The organism is Photobacterium sp. J15 (genome assembly GCF_963870815.1).
GTDB lineage: Bacteria > Pseudomonadota > Gammaproteobacteria > Enterobacterales > Vibrionaceae > Photobacterium > Photobacterium marinum.
This window is the reverse complement of the sequence record NZ_CAWMUI010000002.1, coordinates 1,267,770-1,286,071: the sequence shown is the minus strand read 5'-3', so window position 1 is coordinate 1,286,071 and position 18,302 is coordinate 1,267,770. Positions and strand designations below refer to the sequence as shown.

13 protein-coding genes are annotated in these 18,302 nt (G+C 44.5%); 4 read left to right on the top strand and 9 right to left on the bottom strand.

From position 1 onward, the window contains the following. The first annotated feature begins 188 nt into the window (after positions 1–188). From AACQ93_RS22780 to AACQ93_RS22770, 3 genes are all read left to right on the top strand, one after another. Positions 189–2,066, top strand: a complete 1,878-nt coding sequence (locus AACQ93_RS22780) for a DEAD/DEAH box helicase (RefSeq protein WP_064609131.1) — start codon at positions 189–191, stop codon at positions 2,064–2,066. A gap of 399 nt (positions 2,067–2,465) precedes the next feature. After that, entirely contained in the window at positions 2,466–4,094 is a 1,629-nt protein-coding gene (locus tag AACQ93_RS22775; RefSeq protein ID WP_064609129.1) for a methyl-accepting chemotaxis protein, read from the top strand. Positions 4,095–4,464: 370 nt separating this feature from the next. After that, complete coding sequence (locus AACQ93_RS22770) at positions 4,465–5,199, top strand: beta-ketoacyl-ACP reductase (protein ID WP_007462549.1); 735 nt, start codon at positions 4,465–4,467, stop codon at positions 5,197–5,199. A 192-nt stretch (positions 5,200–5,391) separates the two neighbouring features. Here the strand turns inward: AACQ93_RS22770 and AACQ93_RS22765 are convergent, their stop codons facing one another. From AACQ93_RS22765 to AACQ93_RS22735, 7 genes are all read right to left on the bottom strand, one after another. Beyond that, entirely contained in the window at positions 5,392–6,393 is a 1,002-nt protein-coding gene (locus AACQ93_RS22765; RefSeq protein WP_064609127.1) for a substrate-binding domain-containing protein, read from the bottom strand. Positions 6,394–6,498: 105 nt separating this feature from the next. Further along, positions 6,499–7,419 carry a ribokinase gene (rbsK, locus tag AACQ93_RS22760; RefSeq protein ID WP_064609125.1) on the bottom strand — a complete coding sequence of 307 codons (921 nt, stop codon included), beginning with the start codon at positions 7,417–7,419 and terminating at the stop codon, positions 6,499–6,501. 179 nt (positions 7,420–7,598) lie between these two features. Continuing rightward, on the bottom strand, positions 7,599–8,477 hold the full coding sequence (gene rbsB, locus AACQ93_RS22755; protein WP_064609123.1) for a ribose ABC transporter substrate-binding protein RbsB: 879 nt from the start codon (positions 8,475–8,477) through the stop codon (positions 7,599–7,601). Between the two features lie 77 nt (positions 8,478–8,554). Next, entirely contained in the window at positions 8,555–9,538 is a 984-nt protein-coding gene (rbsC, locus tag AACQ93_RS22750; RefSeq protein ID WP_007464060.1) for a ribose ABC transporter permease, read from the bottom strand. Further along, positions 9,535–11,040: a ribose ABC transporter ATP-binding protein RbsA gene (gene rbsA, locus AACQ93_RS22745; protein WP_064609121.1), complete on the bottom strand. Its 1,506-nt coding sequence runs from the start codon at positions 11,038–11,040 to the stop codon at positions 9,535–9,537. The genes rbsC and rbsA overlap by 4 nt, the downstream gene beginning before the upstream one ends. Before the next feature lie 34 nt (positions 11,041–11,074). Beyond that, positions 11,075–11,494: a D-ribose pyranase gene (gene rbsD / locus AACQ93_RS22740; protein ID WP_064609119.1), complete on the bottom strand. Its 420-nt coding sequence runs from the start codon at positions 11,492–11,494 to the stop codon at positions 11,075–11,077. A 639-nt stretch (positions 11,495–12,133) separates the two neighbouring features. Next, positions 12,134–12,922 carry a TOBE domain-containing protein gene (locus tag AACQ93_RS22735; RefSeq protein WP_064609115.1) on the bottom strand — a complete coding sequence of 263 codons (789 nt, stop codon included), beginning with the start codon at positions 12,920–12,922 and terminating at the stop codon, positions 12,134–12,136. Between the two features lie 476 nt (positions 12,923–13,398). Here AACQ93_RS22735 and AACQ93_RS22730 point away from each other — a divergent pair, with 476 nt between their 5' ends. Then, a complete protein-coding gene (locus AACQ93_RS22730; RefSeq protein ID WP_064609113.1) occupies positions 13,399–14,520 on the top strand; it encodes a hypothetical protein in 1,122 nt (373 codons plus the stop codon). Positions 14,521–14,574: 54 nt separating this feature from the next. On the opposite strand, the gene AACQ93_RS22725 is transcribed toward AACQ93_RS22730, so the two are convergent. Together AACQ93_RS22725 and AACQ93_RS22720 are read right to left on the bottom strand one after the other, a co-directional pair. After that, positions 14,575–16,050: an oligopeptide:H+ symporter gene (locus AACQ93_RS22725; protein ID WP_007464070.1), complete on the bottom strand. Its 1,476-nt coding sequence runs from the start codon at positions 16,048–16,050 to the stop codon at positions 14,575–14,577. 27 nt (positions 16,051–16,077) lie between these two features. Next, the gene (locus tag AACQ93_RS22720; protein ID WP_064609111.1) at positions 16,078–17,475 is read right to left on the bottom strand and encodes an aminopeptidase; all 1,398 of its coding nucleotides are present in this window, start codon (positions 17,473–17,475) and stop codon (positions 16,078–16,080) included. Between the last annotated feature and the right edge of the window lie 827 nt (positions 17,476–18,302).

Sequence of the window (18,302 nt, the reverse complement as noted above, 5' to 3'; positions counted from 1 at the left end):
CTTTTTGTTCAAGAAATAGGTGTTTTTAAGTTATTTTGTGACAACGCTCAATTTTTTCTGGCTTTTTATCGATTAATGGCGCACAATGCGCGCCTCATATCTTCGAGGCCCATGCTTGTGGTTGCTGTTGTAGAACCGTCTAAAGCCAAAGGGGCCCGTTTTACGTTAGATTATATATTGGGATCCCAATGCTAGAATCTGTTACAGAATTTCGCCAGTTAGATCTGGCCGACACAATTTTATCCGCACTTGATACAATGGGCTTCGTTTCGCCGACTCCTATCCAGGCGGCGTCAATTCCTCTGCTACTAACTGGTACTGATGCTCTGGGTAAAGCTCAGACTGGTACTGGTAAAACAGCGGCATTCTCTCTTCCGCTACTGAACAAACTGGATCTTGGCCAGTATAAACCTCAGGCAATCGTAATGGCTCCTACTCGTGAGCTTGCGATTCAGGTTGCTGCTGAAATCAAAAACCTTGGTCAAAACATCAAGGGCCTTAAAGTTCTGGAAATCTACGGTGGTGCATCTATCGTAGACCAGATGCGTGCACTTAAGTCTGGTGCGCACATCGTTGTTGGTACTCCTGGTCGTGTTAAAGACCTTATTACTCGTGACCGTCTGCACCTTGATGAAGTACACACATTCGTACTTGATGAAGCAGACGAAATGCTGAAGATGGGTTTCGTTGATGACGTTACCTGGATCATGGAACAAGCGCCTGAAACAGCTCAGCGCGTACTGTTCTCGGCAACTATGCCTCCAATGGTTAAAGAAATCGTTGACCGCTTCCTGCGTGAACCTGCACGTATCGACGTAGCTGGTGAAAACCGTACTGTTTCTCAGGTTGAGCAGCAGTTCTGGGTGGTTAAAGGCGTAGAAAAAGACGAAGCAATGATGCGTCTTCTTGAAACTGAAGGCACTGATGCATCTATCGTGTTCGTACGTACCCGTCAGGATACCGAGCGTCTGGCTGACTGGCTGTCTGCTCGTGGCTTCAAAGCTGCGGCTCTGCACGGTGATATTCCTCAGTCACTACGTGAGCGTACTGTTGAACACATCAAGCGTGGTGTGATTGATATTTTGGTTGCAACTGACGTTGTTGCCCGTGGTCTTGATGTGCCACGTATTACACACGTATTCAACTACGACATCCCGTTTGATGTTGAATCTTACATCCACCGTATTGGCCGTACAGGTCGTGCGGGCCGTAATGGTAAGGCGATCCTTCTGGTTCGTACTAACCAGATCCGCATGCTGCGTACTATCGAGCGTGTAACTAAGTCCCGTATGGAAGAAATTCAGCTTCCGCTGCGTGACTTGGTAGCAGAAGCTCGCCTGAACCGTCTGGGTCAGGAACTAGCCGCTCAGAAAGAAGAGGCTAGCCTAGAAGCATTCGTTGAGCTTGTAGACAAGCTTCAGGAAACGATCGAAGTTGATGCAACTACACTGGCAGCAATGCTGCTGAAGCGTCAGCAGGGTAACCGTCCTCTGTTCTACAAAGGTCCGGACCCAATGATCGCGGCTATCGAGCGTGACAAGCAGCGTCGTGAGCGTCGTCGTGACGAGCGTGGCGGTGAGCGTCGCGAGCGCCGTGTATACAACAACGCTGACTGGGATACTTACCAGCTGCAGGTTGGTCGTGAGCAGGGCGTTCAGGTTAAAGACATCGTTGGTGCAATTGCAAACGAACTAGGTCTGAACAAAGAGTTCATTGGTGCAATCAAACTGGCTCCTGAACACACTTACGTACAGCTTCCTAAGAAGATGACTGCTGAAGTAACGGCTCAGCTTAAGAAGCTGCGTATTCGTCAGAACGAAGTGAAAGCTGTTGTTGTTGAGGGTGAGGTGCTTCGTGAGCACCGTCGTGGTGGTAACCGCGATGGCAACCGTGGTGGTTACCGTGGTAACCGCGATGGCAACCGTGAAGGTGGCCGTGGTCGTCGTGACGGTGAGCGTCGTTTTGACCGCAACCGTGGCGGTGATAACCGTGGTATCTACCGTGGTGAGCGTAACCATGGTACTGATCGTCCACGTCGCGATCGTAAGCCTCGTCACGAAGCTTAATGCAACATCGTTGATGTTTATAAAAACCGGGCTTTTAGCCCGGTTTTTTTATAAGCGATATATTTTAGATTAAACTCTGGTTACTTTGTTGCTGTAATTAACAGATTTGTGATTATTTACTGGTAATGAATAAAAATGAAATACTTTTATAGGGTAATTAATAATAAATTACTTAGTAATTAATTTCCCCAATAAACGTTGCTGAATATTAATTCTATTTTTTAAGCCGTATCTGAATATACTCGCTGAATTTATCTATAAATGGCGATTATAGTGAAAGTGAGATCTGTGTAATTATTATTTCTTTGTAACTCTTTCCCCCTATTGCTATGACTAATATATGCAGTGACGCAGAGCTTTCCCATTGCATTTTTATTAATACAATAAGGGGCAAGTTGTATGTCTATATTTAAGAACATATCAATACGGCGCCAGGTGACAATTCCGGTTGTTGTAGTCTCTATCTTCTTTTTAGCCTCGTTTTTCTTGAGTCGTGGTGGTCTTGAAAATGCAGTTTCTGTAATGAACATGACAACTCAACAGGCAGTGATGGCAAAAAATAGTGTTGCGACTTTAATTAATGGAATGTACGCAACAAGAGTAAGCGCTATTTACGCTATATATGATAAATCGCAGTTAAAAAGCTTTGAAAATAGCCTTAATCAGACCGAGCAGGAAAATACAGCTGCGATTGAGAAGCTCAGAGCAGTGGTTGGTCTTGAAACAGAATTAAATGCATTTAATCGGACGTTTAATGAGTATTTAAATTATACTCGCAATACCATGCTGTTCGTGCTGGCAGAGTATCATGCTGGGCGAATTAATGAGCTGGAATATCAGACTTATGTCACTCAGTACCGCTCTCTGGGTGACAATATGACCGTTGCGATTGATGCACTTTCCGATAAGCTGAATGTTATTACAGATCAGCAGATTGCAATTCAGGTTCAAAATCACAATCAAATTCTCGAAACGGCTATGTGGCTCACATTAGCGACGATCTTGGTCGGTGTTGGATTCGGGTGGTTATTATCCGGCTATATTGTCAGTCCTGTTTTAGCTCTGCAGCAGGCGATGCAAAAAGTAGCTCGTGGTGAGTTAAATGTTGAGTTAGATACTGATGGAAAAAATGAACTCACCCATCTTGCTCATGATATTGATCGAATGGTTTCACAATTGCGCAAGACGGTCAGTGAGCTGATGACAATCAGCGCGAGTGTTGCATCTTCATCAACAGAGCTTGCTACGGTGATGAAAGAGTCGGAAAAGAATGCCAACCAGCAGACAACCGAAGTTGAGCAAGTTGCAACTGCGGTAGAGGAGCTTTCCTCTACGGCTGAAAGCGTCAATCAGGCTGCGGTAAGAGCGGATGATAATGCCCGTAGCGCCGGTGTACTGGCAGCGGAAGGGGCTGGGTTATTTGACCAGACTACACACGCCAGTGAAGAGATTGCCTGCCGTTTGAATGATGCTGCTGAAGTAGTTAACCAGCTCGAACAACAGTCTGTGCAGATAAGTAAAGTAATTGAAGTGATTCAAAGTATTTCAGAGCAGACTAACTTGCTGGCTTTAAATGCTGCCATTGAGGCGGCTCGTGCTGGTGAGAGTGGGCGCGGTTTTGCTGTTGTTGCTGATGAAGTTCGTCAGCTTGCAGCTCGAACACAGGAATCGACAGGGGAAATACAGGTCATTATTGAGCAGTTACAGGCTCAGTCGGCAAATGCCAATGAAACCATGCATTCAGTTCGAACAATGCTGGAAAGTAGCCATACTCTCACAGATAAGGCAAATGAAGCCCTTCAAGGAATAAATGAAGCGGTACAGGGTATTACTGATATGAATACTCAGGTTGCGACAGCGGCGGAGGAGCAATCTCAGGTTACTCATGATATTAACCGAAACATTAGTAACATCCATCATATTGTCAGCTTAAATGCGACAGGTATAAGTCAATGTGCGACAGCCAGTGATGAATTGTCTGTACTGGCAGAAAAACAGAAGCATTCGTTGTCATTCTTTAAATTGTGAAGGTCAGATAATAATTTTAAAAAGAATATAGTTTAAAGCATGAGGTAATTCGTATGCCTCATGCTTTTTTATATTCATTAAAATAGTTATAAGCAATACATTTTTATTTAAGTTTTTTATATTGCTCGACAGTTGATGAGAGAAAACTCAATATAACTGAATAGTGTAGTTAATTACTATTATTTCATGAGGCTATTCTCTGACATATCCGAGCAGTTGGTTTTGCAAACTTGTTACGCCTCATTTTGTGGGTTTCTTCTAATATCCATATAAATACTGTGTTTTTGTTGATGATACATATTTTCAATATGCTAATTTAGTTTCAGTTCAAAAAATGTATTACTAATTAGTATGAAAATTGGGAGAAATCATGCTTAAAGATAAAGTGTGTGTCGTTACCGGTGGAGCGCAGGGAATTGGTCGCTGTATCGTTGAAACTTTCGCTAAAAACGATGCAAAAATGGTATTTGCCTGTGATATGAATGCTGCGGCGATGGCTGATCTTGAGTCTGATTATAGCAATGTAAGAGCAGTTGAGCTTAACGTTTGTGATCGTCAGGCAATCGAAAACTTTATTGCGAAGATCAAGCAAGAATTCAGCAATATTGACGTATTAGTTAATAATGCTGGTATCACCCGTGACAACCTGTTGGACAAAATGTCTGAAGATGACTGGGATATGGTTCTTGATGTGAACCTTAAAGGTGTATTCAATATGACTCAGGCAATTGCTCCGGTCATGATTGAAGCAGGTATCGGCTCAATTATTACTATGTCATCTGTCGTTGGTACTGACGGTAATATCGGTCAGAGTAACTATGCTGCTACTAAAGGTGGTGTAATTGCGATGACTAAAGGCTGGGCAAAAGAATTCTCGCGTAAAGGTGCACAGGTTCGTGCTAACTGTATAGCCCCTGGCTTTATTGAAACCCCGATGACAGTGGATTTGCCAGAAAAAGTACTGGATTACATGAAGAACAAAACACCACTTAAACGCATGGGTAAGCCGGAAGATATTGCGAAAGGTGCGTTGTTCTTAGCTAGTGATAATGCCTCATTTATTACCGGTCAGACCCTGAAAATTGACGGTGGCCTGGTGATTTAAATCGATATATCCGGTAAACAGAACTCCCGTTAGAAGCAGTAATCACATAGAGATGACTGTTTTAACATGGTTATTAGATACTCTCCACATATAAAAAGGGCAGAACGTTTGTTCTGCCCTTACTTTATTTGCTGTGTTAAATGGCTTAATAAGAAATCTAAGCTTTTTATCGTGTCTGCGTTGCGAATGGAGCTAGATAGCTTTTACGCTGTCACGCTCAACCAGTGTCGGTTCGAGTTGAATGACTCTGTTAGAAGCTCGCTTGTTCTGGATTTTATCCAATAGCGTATCAACAGCCTGTTGGCCAAGACGATGTTTTGGCTGATGGATAGTAGTGAGTGACGGCGTGATATATTTAGCCAGCTTGATGTCATCATATCCGATGATGGAAATGTCATCCGGTACGGACAATCCTTTCTTGTGAGCTGTATTAATCACGCCCATCGCCATCATATCGTTACAGACAAATAGGGCTGTAGGCAGCGGGCCTCGCTCGTATATTTCATTGAAGGCTTGCTCGCCGCCTTCGCATTCAAATGATCCGGATACGATCCACTGCTTGTTGATTTCCAGTCCGGCTTCTTCCATTGCCTGAGCAAAACCTGACAAACGTTGCTGGGCTGGCAGTTTATCCAGCGGGCCGGTTAAGCAGCCTATTTTAGTGTGACCTTTTTCGATTAAGTGTCGAGTGGCAAGGTAGCCGCCGTGATGTGAGTTGTCCTGAATTTTATCGCTTGGAAAGCCTATCGGGCCCCAGTCCATAACGACAGTCGGAACCGGCTGGTGGCGGGTGAAAAGGTCGAAATCCCGGCCTTCGACTTCGCTGCACATTAGTAGCAAGCCATCAACGCGCTTTTGCAGCAGTGTATCTAAGTTAGAGCGCATGCGCTCGACATCGCCTTCGGTATTACAAAGGATCAGGTTATAACCCTGCTCGTAACAACGGCGTTCAACGCCTTTTACGACTTCACCGAAAAAGGGATTGGTAGAGGTGGTAACCAGCATCCCGAAGGTACGGGTATGGTTTACCTTTAGACTGCGGGCAAGGGCAGAAGGGGCGTAGTTCAGTTCTTCTACTGCTGCCATTACCCGGACAGAAATGTCTTCACTGACAAACCGGGTCTTATTGAGTACATGGCTGACCGTTGAGGTGGATACCCCGGCGCGCTTTGCAACATCTTTGATTGTCGCCATTGAGTTCTCCCTGACACATACCAGATAACTGGTACAGCCTGTATAACTGACATTCTTCTAACCTGAGTGTGGCAGGGTCTGAAGCCGGTTATACAGGCAATTTACTTAATGGTGCTCAATCAGAAAGCGTTCCACTTCTCTGCGGTGTGGAATTGAAGTCTGAGCACCCATTCTTGTTACTGAAATGGCAGCTGCGGCATGTGCGAACCGGATCGCATCATCAAGGGCTTTGCCTTCCTGAAGCCCAGTCAGAAGGGCTCCGTTAAAGGTATCACCTGCCGCGGTGGTATCTTTTGCATCAACGCGGAAGCCTGGTACTTGCTGACCTTTTCCTTCGTTGCTGATCCAGACCCCCTGGCTACCCAGAGTGATCATAACCTGTTTGATCCCCTTGGCATGCAGGACATCTGCTGCTTTCTGTGCTGACGCTGTATCTTCTACTTTTACGCCAGTAAGCAATTCTGCCTCTGTTTCATTAGGCGTAATCATATCAATAAGTTGCAATAAGTCATCAGATAATGGCTGAGCAGGGGCAGGATTTAGTACAACACGAGTACCTGCTTCTTGTGCCACCTTTGCCGCAGCTTCGATTGTTTCAATCGGCGTTTCCAGCTGCATCAGCAGGGTATCAGCATTAGCAAGCAGGTGATGATGAGGCTCAAGGCGCTTCGGTGTCAGGCAGGCGTTCGCTTCAGCAGAAATACAGATGCTGTTTTCGCCGGTGGCAGCAACTTGAATCATCGCAATGCCTGTTGGGACGTTTTCTTCTACCAGAACAGCTTCTGTATTCATGCCTTCTTTGGCGAATTCTTCTCGCATCTGGTAGCCGAAGCTGTCATTACCAACACAGGCAATAAAGGCAACATCGGCACCCAGACGTGCAGCGGCAACAGCCTGGTTGGCACCTTTACCGCCGGGGATAACGCAATAACTGTGGCCATGTAAGGTTTCTCCCGGACGCGGGAAAGAAGCAACCTGTAAAACGTGGTCGGCATTAACGCTACCAAGAACAACTAATTTATTCATATTGAAACCTTTTTAACTGTACGTTTGCCGTTTTATCGGGCCAGAATATATGGGTTAGTGTTTCGTTTGGCATCAACGTTGGCACTAAACGATAGATTCTGGTTAATAGATCGGAACCTGACTTCCAGTTCCTAAGTGGCTCATTACAGAGCCTGGAGTCAGGTTCCTGATACTATTGATTATTTAGAAATAACTTTCAGTGGAACAGGGATGTTCGCATCTACTTTTTCGCCTTTCAGCATTTTATCGGCGGTTTCTACACCCAAAGCACCAATCAGATCCGGCTGCTGAGCGATTGTAGCTGCCAGTTTGCCGCGTTTAACCGCTGCAATACCGTCATCTGTGCCGTCGAAGCCGACAATCAGAACATCTTTACCTGAAGCCTGAACTGCGCGAAGTGCGCCCAGCGCCATTTCGTCATTCTGAGCAAATACAGCCTGCACATCCGGGTTTGCAGCCAGCATGTTTTCCATTACGTTCAGGCCTTTGGTACGGTCGAAGTCAGCAGGCTGGCTGGCCAGCAGGTTCATGCTGTGAGCATCAACTGCTTGCATGAAGCCCTTACCACGTTCACGGGCAGCTGATGTACCAGCGATACCTTCTAGCTGGATAACGCGTGCTTTTTCACCGACTTTTTCCATGATGAACTTACCGGCCATTTCACCACCGGCAACGTTATCAGATGCGATGTGGCTGACAACGTCACCACGGCTTGCACCGCGGTCCAGAGTCAGGACAGGGATCTTAGAACGGTTTGCCATACGGATTGCGTTAGAGACGGCATCTGAATCGGTTGGGTTGATCAGGATTGCTTTTACACCGCGGACAGTCAGATCCTCAACATTCGACAATTCCTTGCTCGGGTCGTTTTGAGAATCAAGAACAATCAGGTTATACCCCAGTTCTTTTGCTTTTGCCTCTGCACCTTCTTTCATTGTGACAAAGAATGGGTTATTCAGGGTCGAAACAACCATCGCCATTGTATCTTGCGCGGCAGCGGTAGTGCTGAAAGAAGCTGAAATTACGGCAGCTGAGATCAGGGTTGCTAACTTTTTCATTCCGTTTTCCTTTCTACATGTGTCGGGTTAGGCGGGCAGGAGAGAGCCCGCGCTACAGAGGTTGTAATCAATCGGTGTTACTTATTTTTGTTATCTACCAGCACTGCCAGCAGGATAACGACTGCTTTGGCAATCATCTGGTAGTAGGACGATACATCCAGCAGGTTTAGTGCGTTGTTCAGGAAGCCGATAATCAGGGCACCAATCAGAGTACCCATAATTCGACCTTTACCACCGGCCAGGCTGGTGCCACCAAGCACTACTGCAGCAATCGCATCCAGTTCGTATCCCATACCAGCAGTTGGTTGAGCCGATGAAAGACGAGAGGTAACGATAAGACCAGCCAGGGCTGCTAACAGGCCGCAGATTGCGTAGACGCCAATCTTGACGCGATCTACGTTGATGCCTGAAAGACGGGTTGCCGATTCGTTGCCGCCAAGAGCGTAAATGTAGCGGCCGAAGCGAGTGTGGTTCAGTAGGTACCAGACTGCGGCAAATACGATAACCATCAGCCAGATTGGTACAGGGATACCCATTGCGTAACCGGTACCGAACCATGCAAATGTGTCTGCAACATCAGTAAAGCCGGTAGAGATTGGTCGGCCGTCGGTATAAACCATGGTGACACCGCGCAACAGGGTCATAGTAACAAGGGTGGCAATGAAAGCCTGGACCTTACCTTTGGCTATGATTACGCCGCTGATTGCGCCAAGAGCAGCGCCGGCCAGCAGAGCTGTCGGAACGGCAATAATTACTGGGATTTCCATCGCAATCATGCTGGCAGCAAACGCACCACACAGTGCCAGTACCGAGCCTACGCTCAGGTCGATACCTGCGGTCAGGATAACCAGGGTCATACCTACCGCGATGATGGCGTTAACGGATGTCTGACGCAGAATGTTCAGAATATTGTCAACGGTAAAGAAGTTCGGGTTCAGGAAAGACACCACCACAATCAGGAAGATAAGTGCGATCAGTGACTTCTGTTCGATTAACCACTCTTTACTGAATAGCTTGGTGCTACCGGATTCAGGGGTCTTAGTCATAGCGTTGGTGCTCATGCTGCTACCTCATTAATTTGTTTACCTACAGCGCAGGCCAGAAGTTTTTCCTGGTCGGCATCGGCGGCCATAAATTCACCGCTGATCTGACCTTCATGCATGACCAGAATTCGGTCACTCATACCCAGCACTTCAGGCATTTCCGAAGAGACCAGAATGATGCTCATCCCTTCGGCTTTGAATTGGTTGATTAACTGATAAATCTCTTTTTTCGCACCGACGTCGACCCCCCGAGTTGGTTCGTCGAGGATCAGAACTTTAGGCTTGGTCATCAGGCCTTTGGCAATGGCAACTTTTTGCTGGTTACCGCCGGATAAGTTACCAATGATTTGATTTCTGCTCGGCGTTTTGATGTTGAACAGTCGGATAAAGTCTTCAACTGCGGTGACCTCATCGTAGTGATTGAGCTGAACACCTTTGGAAAGTTGTTCCAGCGAGCAGATGGACATGTTTTCCTTAACCGACAGTCCCAGGATCAGGCCGTCACCTTTACGATCCTCAGAAATGTAAGCGATACCGTTCGACAGACCATCCTGCGGGCTGATTGGGTTGATTGTTTTACCATCAAGCACAATATCGCCAGATTCACGGGGCAGGGCACCGAAGATTACTTTCATCAGCTCAGTTCGTCCTGCACCCATCAGGCCGGAAATTCCCAGAATTTCACCGCGATCCAGGTTAAAGCTGACGTTATGAACGCCGGAACCGTTAAGGTTCTTCACTTCCAGGCAGGTTGTACCGTGCGTGACATCAATACGTGGGTACTGTTCATCCAGGCGGCGTCCAACCATCATCTCGATCATGGTGTCTTCGTCGATGTCGGCGACTGCACGCTGGCCGATGAACTTACCGTCACGCAGTACTGTAATGTCGTCGCAGATCTCGAAAATTTCTTTCAGACGGTGAGAGATGTAGACGATACCGCAGCCTTCATCGCGCAGTTCGTTAATAACTTTAAACAGAGACTCAGTTTCGGTATCAGTCAGGGCATCAGTCGGTTCATCCATAATGATGACCTGAGACTTAAAGGATAGTGCCTTGGCGATCTCAACCATCTGCTGTTCGCCCAGGCTGAGTTCACCCAGCAGCTGGCGTGAGCTGTGTTTTACATTCAGGCGTTGCAGCAGGGCATCCGCTTCACGGTACATTTCTGACCATTTAATACCGCCGAAGGCATTGGTTTTTTCTCGTCCCAAAAAGATGTTTTCAGCAATAGTCAGCTCAGGGATAAGGTTCAGTTCCTGGTGGATGATACTGATGCCGGCTTCCTGCGAATGGCGAGGACCGTTAAAGCTGACCGGTTGACCTTCGTAGCGGATTTCTCCGGCATCCTTGGTATAAATTCCGGTCAGTACCTTCATCAGGGTAGATTTACCGGCCCCGTTCTCTCCCATCAAAGCCATCACTTTGCCTGGGTAGACATTAAGGCAAGCATTATCAAGGGCTTTTACACCCGGGAATGCTTTATCAATGCCTTGTAGTTCTAAGATTGGCTGTTTCATGTCAGTTCCTTGCAATTCGTTACAAGATTGGGGTTTAGAACACTACGCCGGACTGGAAGATCACGTTGGCGTATGGGGTGCATTCCCCAGTGCGAACGACTGCTTTGCTGTTTTGGGTGTGGATCTTGAATTCTTCGTGGCTGACATAGCTAAGGTTAATTGATTTGCCGCATTGTGCTTCTTCTTCACGAATCAGCCCGATAAGTGCTTCGTGATGAGCTGGGCTGACTCTCATGAACTCTTCTGCCATGACAACGCCTTCAATCTGCATCTCACCAAGCACAGCTTTGACGGTTTCGATAAAGGTTGGCACACCAGGAATAAGCGCAAGATCGATACGTTGCGTTTCATTCGGAATCGGTAAGCCGGCATCACAGATGGTAATTTCGTCAGTATGTCCCAGAGTCGCGATGACGTATGACAATTCTGAATTGATGAGTGCGCTTTTTTTCATGGTTTGCACCTTATTCGAGCAGGGTATTGAAGCAAGATGAACAAGCCTGTGTGGCGTGGCATCCAAAATCATTTTTATTCATCGAAACGTTTACGCAAACGTTTCGATGGCTGTAAATGTAGAGCGAAACGTTTCGATGTGCACTAACTATGCTTACAAAGTGTGACTCAAATCAGAACTATTATGCTTTTGGTGAATAAAAGGAGGGATGGATCACAACGTATCGTTGATATGTTTCATATTAACGATGATGAATCGTTTGCTTACCTGTGAGGCTGTGAATGGCTTGTGTCAGAGTAATGTAAGTTATTGCAAATTGTGTTTGAAAGCTTTGAGTTGAGAGCAGAAAAAGGCTTATCATTGACGCCCGAAGAATCCACTGAGGTTTGATGCTCAATATGGCCCTTTCCGTAACCAGCCTTTTACCCTTTACTCTGCTAATTGCACCAATTTCATTGTTTTGTCTGATGTTAGCACTGAAGAAAAGGAAAGTTTGGTTGATTCGCATTTCGTTGCTTGGGCTGGTGTTAACAGCAGTTTTACTGGTTCTTTCCCAGTATCTGGATTACAAACATTTCGTTGATTGTCTGTTGCAAGGCGCCGACTACAGCGCCTTTAGTGGAGATTGTATTCAGTTCACTAACTGAGCGTTGCGATAATTACCTGGGAAGAAGAGAAGCATGCCAGCGCGTGCTTTCCTTCCTGAAGCTCATCCTGTTCATTTTCTTTCCTGTCGATGAGGGCACAAACCTCATCATTGTCATCAAGCCTTACTGATACCTCGGCTGAACTTTCATCATATTGTACGTGGCGAATGGTTCCACTTAGCTGGTTATCTAGTTGTGGGTCTGCTGGTGGCTCACTGCAAATTTCAATCGCGGGGCCCTTAACCAGGGCGACAACATCTTTACCCTTTTTTAGTTGCAGACGAACAGTGCTGCCATGAGTAATTGTCGCTATGACATGCTGACCACTTTGAAGCAGGATGAATACCCGATCGTGCAGGGCATGATTCTCAATATCACTGATGGTGCCGAAGAACTGATTTCGCGCACTTGTTTGTAGTGAGAATTTCGCCATTACCCCAAGCAGGCTGTGCAGCGGTGCTTCATCATCGTTGAGCGCTTTCAGTCCCATATTCTGGATAGTATCGAGTAGATCATACATCTGAATCAATCGTTCGCCGAAGCGGGTGACTGACGCGCCACCGCCTCCTTTGCCCCCTTTTTCACTAGTGATCAGCGGCGATTCTGAGCGGCAGTTCATGTCTTTGATGGAATCAAAAGCAGCTTTGTAGCTGATCCCTGCTTGTTTAGCTCCTTGGCTGATTGAGCCGGTTTGCTGTACCGCTTTTAGCAGGGCGATACGACGAGGGTTGGCAAATATCTTTCCGTTTTCTGAGAGGGTAAGCAGGGCATCGAAATCCATAAAAGTGTCTGTAGTTAGCTAATTTGTAAAAAATATCAGAGCATTAACATGAGTAGTAGATTATACCCTATGAACTTATTGGTAATATAGTGCGAAGCATAGCCGTGTAAGATTTTATAGTGTGAATATTAGATTTTAGGAGCTGTATTCAATAAAGCGTATTGATTTTAGGTGCAAGCATTGAAATGCTATTACCGTTGCATCATAATAATAGTCATATCAATAGTATGAAACTGGTTTTATACCCATCTCGTAGTATATAACATTAAATATAGATGAGCTTTAATGTTAATTTCATATGAGTAGGATCTTCAATTATAAGATTTAATCTCGCATTTGAGATGTCACTAGTAAATTCATTTAAATTTGGAATATAAGAACATTAAAGCTCATAGGGTGTAAAGTGGAGCTCAATTATAATTAGGTTGAATAAAATTCATTGTTTTTTTAGTTTAGGTTGTTTGTAATTTATAGATATGAATAAGTTTAAAAATAAACATGTTATTATTGGTCATGGGAAACATGTTTTTACAAATCTATATATTGATGTTTTGGTTAATAAGGCGAACGTTGATCAAGACAAATTGGTTTTTTTGACAATTGATTCCGATGCTGAAACTGATCTTCCAAGTAATGTAAGAGTGTCATGTGTTTCATATGATAGGGCGTTACTTTCTCAACTTTCAGAGGCAAAGTCGTTCACACTAATTTCATTTACAAGTACTAATAGTTTTGTGGTAAAGGATATATATGACTTTGAAAAGGATTTGATAAAAAAAGTTCGTATATATCTTACTGATGATGAATTGGATAGGTGGAAAAAAATCAAACAACAGAAAGGTGTGATCGCTGAGTCAAAAAAGCTCCATATAAGTTCTGATGTTGTTGAATTATTACCACGTATAAAAACATTTATTACCTTAGATAAGGCATTTAGGGGGGCGTTGAGCGATGTGTTGGGAAGAGATGATTTCAACATCATTAATGTTCGAGATCCATTTGCAACGATGCCTGTTGAACATACTGATAAGTTGAATGATTTATTCGAAATGAAATTAATTCATGATAAGCCTGAGAATAGAATACTTCTTGGAAGTAAAAGGGAAAGGTTTACGTTGAAGCAGTTAATTAGCCTGATTAAATCATTTAACAAGCAAGGTATATTAAATGACTATAAGTTCTTACTGTTTCATCATGATAAAGTCAAGTTCACAAGAATATTAATTGATTTATATTGCCTGTATTTGAGATATGTGAAAAAAAGTATTGTTACTATTAGTTATCCGACAGTAACAAACAGTTTAACATATACTTGTATGATTATGTCTTGTTCTCATTTTATCTTGCAACCAAGAGGTGGTATCTCGAGTGCTAGGCAGTATATGACTAATGGTCGGGGTATTGTCTGTGTGTCTGAAGGTAGTCCAAATGATCGTGAATTATCTTATGGATTAGGATTAGATTTGATACGTTTCAGTTCATTTGATGATCTGGCAAAAAAAATCAAAAACAATAATGTCGACATTGAAGAAAACAAAATAAAAATGAGAGAAGAATTATCATCATATTTTAAATTGTTAAAATCATCTTATTGTTAAAATAAAAGCGAGAGCCGGAGCTCTCGCTTAATAGTTTTAAAGTCAAAGATGAAATTATGCAGTTTGCAGACTTTCTTCTTTTTCTGCTTCTGGCTCTGCTTCGATAAGACGGTTGAGGCGAGGAGCAATAATAACACAGACGATACCCACAACTGTTGATGCTGCAGCAAGCGCAAAGAAGTAGTTACCGTAAGAAGCCAAACTTTCAACTGGTGTCATTTCAACTTCGCCAGATGAAGACAGGCCAGCAACCCAGGCACCGGCTACGGAGGCAATTGCCAGCGTCATGTTCCATGCACCGTAGATAAAGCCACGGATACGGCTTGGGAACAGCTTAGCGATAGCAGACAGACCCAGCGCGGAGATTAGCAGCTCACCAATAGCAAACAGGAAGTGAGGTGCTGCAATCCAGAATGGGTTCAACATGCCGTTTTCGTCGCCGAAGTACTGAGAGAAGCCAGCGCAGCCGAAAGCCGCAGCACATACCAGCATACCAAGTGCAAACTTACCTGGCATAGATAAGTCTTTGCCTTTCTCACCCAGAGTGGTGTAGATGTGGGCAAGAATCGGGCTCAGGAAGATGACCCACATTGGGTTCAGTGACTGGTAAGAAACCGGGTTGACCGCGATACCAAATACTTCTGCTTCAACGTTGTTGATGGCGAAGAAGTTCAGTGATGTTGGCATTTGGTTGTACAGTACGAAGAATGCAAGAGCCTGAACCATCAGAACTAGACCAACAACCATACGCTTGCGGCTGGTTGGTGCTTCTTTCTTCATTTCCTTCATGATAAGGAATAGGATAACCAGAGCTGCGATACCCAGTACGGCTTGAGCCAGTGGCAGGTTAGTCAGCAAGTAGCTTGCTGCTGCGATGGCTAGCAATACACCAGACAGGAACAGGCTGTTGGTTTTGAACGGTACAGCATGTTTGTCGGCTTCGGTTGCTTCTTTGATCTTCTTGTTGAACAGAAGGTAAGTAACAACGTTAACTGTCATACCCACAGCAGACAGGATGAACGCTGAAGTCCAGCCGATGCTGTAAGCCATGATAGGCGCGCCAAGCTGAGCCAGGAATGCACCGATATTGTTAACCATGTAGAACAGGGTGTATGCACCATCAAGACGCGGGTCATCTTTGTCATAAGATGCTGCGATGATAGTCGGAGGCGCAACACTACCAATACCACGACCAACAGCTACAGTACCCAGACCAATGAATACGAAGTGTGGCTGAGCAGTGATTGCAGAGTAGGCGATGATGAAGTAACCCAGGCCCTGGAAGAAGAAACCCCAGACCAGAGTACGTTTCGCACCTAAGATTTTATCGGCAAGCCAGCCACCAATGAACAGGATAGCGGCACCCAGTGCGGCGAACGCACCGAAAGTTGCAAAGGATGTTTTCTGGTCGATACCCAGTTCATCACCGAGGAATACCGGCAGAATTGCCCATAGGCTGTAGAACGACAAAGCCCACCAGAACTGGCATGAACAAAGGATATAAAAGGTTAACGGATGACGTTTTTTCATAACTTAGTCTCCATTAGTGCCGTAGCACTAAAATGCCTGGATGTAGAACGCTTTGTAAGCGCGGTACAACTCATAGATATCGAACTTGGAAGCCAGCTCGAACGGGGAGTGCATGGACAAAATGGCAGCACCGGCATCGATAGTGTTGATACCGTAGTGAGCCAAGTATTTCGCAACAGTACCGCCACCCCCTTCGTCAACTTTGCCCAGTAGGCCTGTTTGCCAGCTGATTTCGTTGTCGTCGAAGATGCGGCGCAGAGATGCTACGTATTCAGCATCTGCGTCATTGGAGGCAACTTTACCGCCATGACCTGTGTATTTGGTCAGAACCAGACCGTAACCCAGTTTTGAGGCATTCTGAGCATCGTGAACAGATTCGAACAGTGGGTTCAAACCGGCGTTTACGTCAGAAGACAGGGCATAGGAGTTCCACAGACAGCGGCGTAGCATTTGGTCGTTATACTTGTTGCCAGCTTGGCGTACCAGTAGTTCGCCTGTGAAGAATTCCAGGTAGCGGGATTCAAGGCCGGTAGAGCCGGTAGAACCGATTTCTTCTTTATCTACCAGGAAGCAAACTGCAGTTTGTTCTGGTGTTTCAATATCAAGGATGGCTTCAAGTGAGGTGTAAGCACAGATGCGGTCATCCTGTCCGTAGGCACCGACAATACCTTCATCAATACCTACATCGCGAGCGCTACCTGCAGGTACCAGCATCAACTCTGCTGAAATAAAATCGGCTTCTGTGAAGTCATATTTTTCATGCAGCTTGGTTAGGATATGATGCTTAACCTTATCTTTGATCTTCTTATCTTCGAACTCCATAGGGATAGAGCCGACGATAACTTGCAGCTCTTCACCTTTCAGAACTTCTGCTGCATTACGTTCACGCTGAACTTTCTTATCAAGGTGAGGTAACAGATCAGGAATAGTGAATACTGGATCCTGTGGATCTTCACCGATAGCAATATCAATGGTGCGACCGGACTTGGTGACAACAACACCGTGTAGTGCAAGCGGACGGGAAGCCCACTGATATTTCTTGATACCACCGTAGTAGTGGGTGCGCATCAGAGCCAGTTCGCTTTTCTCGTAGATTGGATTTGGTTTGATGTCTAAACGAGGGGAATCAATATGGGAAACGACATAGCGGATACCATCACTGATCGGACGTTTACCGACAACAGTCAATACAACGTTTTTATTACGATTGATAAAGTAGACTTTGTCGCCTGCTTTTAATTCTTCGAATTCATTGATAGGGCGGAAGCCATGTTGTTCAGCTTCTTTTATTGCTGCTTTAACACATTGGCGTTCGGTTTTTCCGATATTCAAAAAGTGTTTGTAGTTTTTACAAAAATGATTGATAGCCTCAATTTGTTCATCTTTGAGGTTGAGCCAGCCATTTTTGAATTCCAGCGTTTCCATTGCATAACTCCAAATGTATGTGTTGAACATTCGGAGCGGAGATTATCATTCTATTAACTTATCTTTTTGTGAGCACTATCTTCTTATAGAACAAATAACAGCGGAATAATCCTCAATGTGGATATTGATAAGGTGATATTTAATTTGTTGTTTTGTTGTTTTGATGGGTTTGAGATAAAAAAATCACCAAGAGCATTTCAAATTCAAAAATACCCCGCTCTATCCCGTATCTTCTATGTTTTATTGCTTGACGGTTAAATTGATTTTTATGAGAAAAGAATACTATTTTATTAGGAATGTTTAATAATTTGAGCGTGAAATTAAATCAGTGGGACATTGTTGGTTTGGTATGCAACTGAACCAGTATATTTTTTAATTTTTGATATTAGAAATACTAATGCAGTGGCGGGTCTGGGATGAAATGTGACCTGTGTTGAGTTTTTTCGTAAGTTATTAATGTGCCAGAGAAAATTGGCAATATTGACTACTATAAGGGCAAAAGTTTCCTATCGTAGTCAAATTATTTGTTTTTTATAACTAAAAGCAGGGTCATGATGACTCATATATTGCCTAAACAGCTAAAAACATATGACCTATGTATCATAAATGTCTAATTCTCAGAGTTTTTATCCTGCAACAGGGCATTGCTCACAAAAAAATAAACATTACTAATTATAATCGCCTTCAAGTTGTTAAGGATAAGAAGTTATCTCGACAGGAATTAAAGACAACATATATAAAGCACCCAATAGATAATGACAGTCCTTTGGCTATCAAATTTAAAATGCTAACAAGTGAACTATGACATAAATCACTGTTTGCATTTA